Origin of the sequence: Mycobacterium sp. E796 (genome assembly GCF_001672815.1) — a bacterium.
Taxonomy (GTDB): domain Bacteria; phylum Actinomycetota; class Actinomycetes; order Mycobacteriales; family Mycobacteriaceae; genus Mycobacterium.
This window is the reverse complement of sequence record NZ_LZKK01000061.1, coordinates 1-4,537: the sequence shown is the minus strand read 5'-3', so window position 1 is coordinate 4,537 and position 4,537 is coordinate 1. Positions and strand designations below refer to the sequence as shown.

The following is a 4,537-nucleotide window of genomic DNA, read 5'->3' as shown; positions in this document are numbered from 1 at the left end:
ATCAGCGCGGCGCTGCTCGCGGCTGCGCGGATCGTGCGGGCACACCGTGGCGGCCAACGCAGTCAGCCGCTTATCCAGCGCGTGGGCATCCGGGGACAACAGCACCCCGCCGATCTGCGCACGCCCATCCAGATCCGGACCGACCCACACCTCCCGATCGCGCTGCGCCTCGGCACGCCGGCGCACCGCATCCCGATCGGCGCGGGCCACGATCCGATCCACCTGCGCGGCCAACCGGCCCCGGCTCATCGACGGCCAGCGCGCCACGTTGGCGGCCAGCTGGGCATCCACGCTGGCCAACACCTCGGGATCCTCGATCAGATCGGTGCGATACACGATCGTCTGAAACAGCCGGAAATCGATATCCCCGGCCTTAAAGACCTCCCCCACTTCGGGGAGGCGCTCGCGCATCGCCCGCGCGTAGCGCAGCCGGCTGGCCGCCAGGCCCTGGCTGATCCGCAACGCCGCCCCCACCTCCGCGGCAACGGCCTCCATGGTGTCGATCGCCCAGTCCTCGCTCTCCGAACACCGCGAGAGCCGATAGGCGAACAAGTCACCGATCGCCTCCAACTGCGCCGCCGCCGCCCGGTTCTCCACCCGCGCCAACACCCCGATCTCCTCGATCAACGCCGCCGACTCCGCCGTCGACGACGGATAACGCCGCTCGATCATCTCGTCGAACCGGGCACACACCTCAGCCCGCGCAGCCTCATCGAACATAGGTTCGAGTATGCCACCACCCCCTGACAATCCGCCGATGCCGCGAGGCCGCCGCAAGAATCACACAAGGATTACGCAAGGCGGCTGGGACATTGTTTGCACGAGCACAGCACCCCAGACCCCCGCGATGGCCGTCCCGGGCACGTTGTCAAAAGGAGAAACGATGAAAATCAAAGTGATCACGGCGATGTCGATCGCGAGTGTCGCGGCGGCGGTTGGCCTGGCCGCGACCGCGCACGCCGACAACGAGGAGGTCGACTTTCAGTCGCCGTCAGGAAACATCGCCTGCACGATGTTGTTGGTGCCGGGCGAAAACGGCAATAACAACGTGCAGTGTGATCTTGGCGATCACACATTTCAGACACCGGGAACGTGCCGCACGTCGGCAACTGGTGTTGCTGCGATTCTGAACAGCTCAAGGCCTCAGCCAGACGTGGGCTGCGACGCATACGCTTCCCTGCTTCCCTCCTCCTGGCCCGTGCTCGAGTACGGCCAGTCGCGATCGCTCGGCGTGCTCCGCTGCAATAGCGAACCTTCGGGGATAACTTGCACCAACACCAAAACCGGGCACTTCTTCCGCCTCTCGCGCGACTCCTACCAAGTCGGCTGATTCACGCGCGGCTGCGGACGCTCGTCAGGCACCGCAGAAGCGGCTGGAGCCATACTTGCCGCACCAGATGTCACCTGCGTTCGCATCGCTGAGTTCGGCGTCGTTGTCGGCTAAGTGGAGGACGGTAACCCCGTCTGGGGAAACGACGAGCTCGGCCTTCCACGCGGTCTGCTGGTTGAGAGTGCCTTCCATTCCGTCGCCCCAGGCACCGATGCGCTGATCCAATCTGATCGCGAGACCCAGGCCGTCGCCCTGTGTCCAGCGGATGGTCCACTTCTCGCCGTCGCGGGCGCTGGACCCGAGCAGGATCGTCCCGGTGCCGTCGGGCGCGATCGTCATCATGCTTTCGTGCCTCTGCCACTTTCCGACGTAGTCGCCGCGCGCCGCCTGCATCGGCGTGTTGTCCGCCGGATCGGCGTTGGCGACCCCGGCGTGCGCAATGAGGGCGACCGCTGTCGCGGCGAGCGCGGCGATCGAGCGGGCAGCTTTGGGCATGGCGAATATCTTTCTGGGTATTTGGTCGCACCAAGAACGCTATCGACTACAACCCGGGCAGGCAGATGGGCGCTCCGTAGCACGGCGGCGGTCCGAGCGGCTGCCGGGGAGCGTCTCCCTCCCAGACGAACTGGCCGACGTTGCCCATGCCCCCGACGGGGACCCAGTACCAGTGGTGGCAGACGTTCATGTCCCACCGGACGTCCGGCATCGGCAGCGGCTTCCCCGGGCACCAGTCGTGCGGGACGGTGAAGTTGTCGGCATGGGCGGTGCCCGCGGTCAGTCCCAAACCCGCGGCCGCGACGCCGCCCGAAAGCAGCGCCCCGGCAACCACTTTCTTCAGGGTGGTATCCATGACCGCAATGTAACGCCGGCCGCTTGCGAAATTCTTGCGCCCGATCGGCTATCGGGCCAACCTCGAAAGCACCTCGGTGACAACGGAATCCAGGGGCACCTGGACTTGATCGCCCGTCCCCAGGTCCTTCACCCCGACGGTCCCGGCCTCGATGTCGCGCTCGCCGAGCACCAGGGCGATCCGGGCGCCGGAGCGGTCGGCCGCGCGCATCGCGCCCTTGAGCCCGCGGTCGCCGTAGGCCAGGTCGACTCGGACACCGGCGCTGCGCAGCTGCGCGGCGAGCACCGCCAGCGAGAGCTTCGCCGGCTCGGACAGCGGCACCCCGAATACGTCGCAGCGCGTGGTCTCCCCCACCGTCTTGCCCTCGGCGCGTAGCGCGAGCATGGTCCGGTCAACCCCCAGCCCAAAGCCGATGCCCGACAAGTCCTGTCCGCCGAGCTGGCTCATCAGGCCGTCGTAGCGGCCGCCGCCGCCGATGCCGGATTGCGCGCCCAAGCCGTCGTGCACGAACTCGAAGGTGGTCTTCGTGTAGTAATCCAGCCCGCGCACCATCCGCGGGTTGATCACGTACGGCACCCCCAGCGCGTCGAGGTGGGCCAGCACCGTGTCGAAGTGTTGCTTGGCGCCGTCGGACAGGTGATCGAGCAGGACCGGCGCGTCGGCCGTCATGGCCCGCACCTCGGGCCGCTTGTCGTCGAGCACCCGCAATGGGTTCAGCCGTGCGCGTCGCTGTGTCTCTTCGTCGAGGTCGAGCCCAAACAGGAACTCCTGCAACAGTTCCCGGTACTGCGGGCGGCAGCTCTCGTCGCCGAGGGAGGTGATCTCCAGCCGGAACCCGTCGAGGCCCAGCGAGCGGAAGCCGCCGTCGGCGACGGCGATCACCTCGGCGTCCAGCGCCGGGTCGTCGACGCCGATCGCCTCGACGCCGACCTGCTGCAGCTGGCGATACCGGCCGGCCTGCGGACGCTCGTAACGGAAGAACGGCCCCGCATAGCAAAGCTTCACCGGCAGCGCGCCGCGGTCCAGGCCGTGCTCGATCACCGCACGCACCACCCCGGCGGTCCCCTCGGGCCGCAGCGTCACCGAGCGGTCGCCGCGGTCGGCGAACGTGTACATCTCCTTGGACACCACGTCGGTGGATTCGCCGACGCCGCGGGCGAATAGCGCGGTGTCCTCGAAGATGGGCAGTTCGATGTCGCCGTAGCCGGCGCGGCGGGCGGCGGTCAGCAAGCCGTCGCGCACCGCGACGAACTGCGCCGAATCGGGCGGGAGGTAGTCCGGCACCCCCTTGGGGGCAGAGAACTCCGTCACCGGCTCAGGCCCTCGAGGAACGGATTGAAACGCCGCTCCGCGCCGATGGTGGTCGACGGTCCGTGGCCCGGCAGGACGACGGTCTTGTCGTCGAGCACCAGCAGCTTGTCGATGATCGACGTCAGCAGGTCGCGGCCGCTGCCGCCGAACAGGTCGGTGCGGCCCACCGAGCGCTCGAAGAGCGTGTCGCCGGTGAAAACGACGTCGGTATCGGACGCGACCCGGAAGACCACCGATCCGCGCGTGTGCCCGGGCGTGTGGTCGACGTTGACGGTCACGCTGCCCAGATCCAGCTTGTCGCCGTCGCGGTCCAGCTCCACAACCTGCTTGGGCTCCCGGAAGAACGCGCCCGTCACCAGCTGCGCCAACCGCGGGCCGTAGCCGTGGATCGGGTCGGTCAGCATGAAGCGGTCCTCGGGATGGATATAGGTGGGGCAGCCGAAGGTGTCGGAGACCTTCTGCGCGGACCACATGTGGTCGATGTGCCCGTGGGTCAGCAGGACCGCGGCGGGGGTCAGCCGGTTCTCGTCCAGGATTCGACGCAGCGCGCCCATCGCGCGCTGACCGGGATCGACGATGACCGCGTCGGTCCCGGGCCGGTCAGCCAGCACATAGCAGTTGCACTGCAGCATGCCGGCGGGGAATCCAGTGATCAACACGGTTCCCAGTTTCCCACGGGACCCGATTGGCACCGGTCACCGCGCCCACATTAGCCTGGGCTGGCAATCTCGGGCCCCGACTTACCAACCATGGAGGCATTCCGGCCGTGCCGACCAACGAACAGCGACGTGCAAACGCCAAGCGCAAACTCGAGCGGCAGCTCGAGAAGCGCCAGAAGCAGGCCAAAAGGCGCCGGATCGTGGTGATCGCCGGGGGTTCGGTCGCGGCGGTGGCCGTGATCGTCGCGGTGGTGATCGCGATCGTCAACACCAAGCACGAGAACAAGAGCAACACCGCGGCGCCAACCAGCACCACCGCCGCCAGCAGCTCCCCGGACAGCACGGCGCCCGGACCGACGCCGGGCGTTCCGCCGTTGCCGCCGTTCA

6 protein-coding genes and 1 pseudogene are annotated in these 4,537 nt (G+C 67.9%); 2 read left to right on the top strand and 5 right to left on the bottom strand.

What is annotated here, in order from left to right:
* On the bottom strand, positions 1 to 720 hold a 720-nt coding region (locus A5706_RS05810), incomplete at its 3' end, for a DUF222 domain-containing protein (RefSeq protein WP_082964208.1).
* A 163-nt stretch (positions 721 to 883) separates the two neighbouring features.
* Between A5706_RS05810 and A5706_RS05805 the strand changes: the two genes are divergently transcribed.
* The gene (locus A5706_RS05805) at positions 884 to 1,330 is read left to right on the top strand and encodes a DUF6636 domain-containing protein (protein ID WP_156766968.1); all 447 of its coding nucleotides are present in this window, start codon (positions 884 to 886) and stop codon (positions 1,328 to 1,330) included.
* A 24-nt stretch (positions 1,331 to 1,354) separates the two neighbouring features.
* On the opposite strand, the gene A5706_RS05800 is transcribed toward A5706_RS05805, so the two are convergent.
* From A5706_RS05800 to A5706_RS05785, 4 genes are read right to left on the bottom strand one after another with little or no spacing between them, the layout of a single operon-like run.
* On the bottom strand, positions 1,355 to 1,825 hold the full coding sequence (locus tag A5706_RS05800; RefSeq protein ID WP_068128078.1) for a hypothetical protein: 471 nt from the start codon (positions 1,823 to 1,825) through the stop codon (positions 1,355 to 1,357).
* A 46-nt stretch (positions 1,826 to 1,871) separates the two neighbouring features.
* The gene (locus A5706_RS05795) at positions 1,872 to 2,180 is read right to left on the bottom strand and encodes a hypothetical protein (RefSeq protein WP_068128075.1); all 309 of its coding nucleotides are present in this window, start codon (positions 2,178 to 2,180) and stop codon (positions 1,872 to 1,874) included.
* A gap of 48 nt (positions 2,181 to 2,228) precedes the next feature.
* Complete coding sequence (gene hisS / locus A5706_RS05790; RefSeq protein ID WP_068128073.1) at positions 2,229 to 3,491, bottom strand: histidine--tRNA ligase; 1,263 nt, start codon at positions 3,489 to 3,491, stop codon at positions 2,229 to 2,231.
* Positions 3,488 to 4,150: an MBL fold metallo-hydrolase gene (locus A5706_RS05785; protein ID WP_068128071.1), complete on the bottom strand. Its 663-nt coding sequence runs from the start codon at positions 4,148 to 4,150 to the stop codon at positions 3,488 to 3,490. The genes hisS and A5706_RS05785 overlap by 4 nt, the downstream gene beginning before the upstream one ends.
* Positions 4,151 to 4,257: 107 nt before the next feature.
* Between A5706_RS05785 and A5706_RS05780 the strand changes: the two are divergent.
* A pseudogene (locus A5706_RS05780) lies at positions 4,258 to 4,537 on the top strand (peptidylprolyl isomerase); the annotation flags it as partial.

Coding starts and splice junctions, on each gene's coding strand:
- A5706_RS05805 (WP_156766968.1), top strand. CDS start 884: ATGAAAATCAAAGTGATCACGGCGATGTCGATCGCGAGTGTCGCGGCG.
- A5706_RS05800 (WP_068128078.1), bottom strand. CDS start 1,825: ATGCCCAAAGCTGCCCGCTCGATCGCCGCGCTCGCCGCGACAGCGGTC.
- A5706_RS05795 (WP_068128075.1), bottom strand. CDS start 2,180: ATGGATACCACCCTGAAGAAAGTGGTTGCCGGGGCGCTGCTTTCGGGC.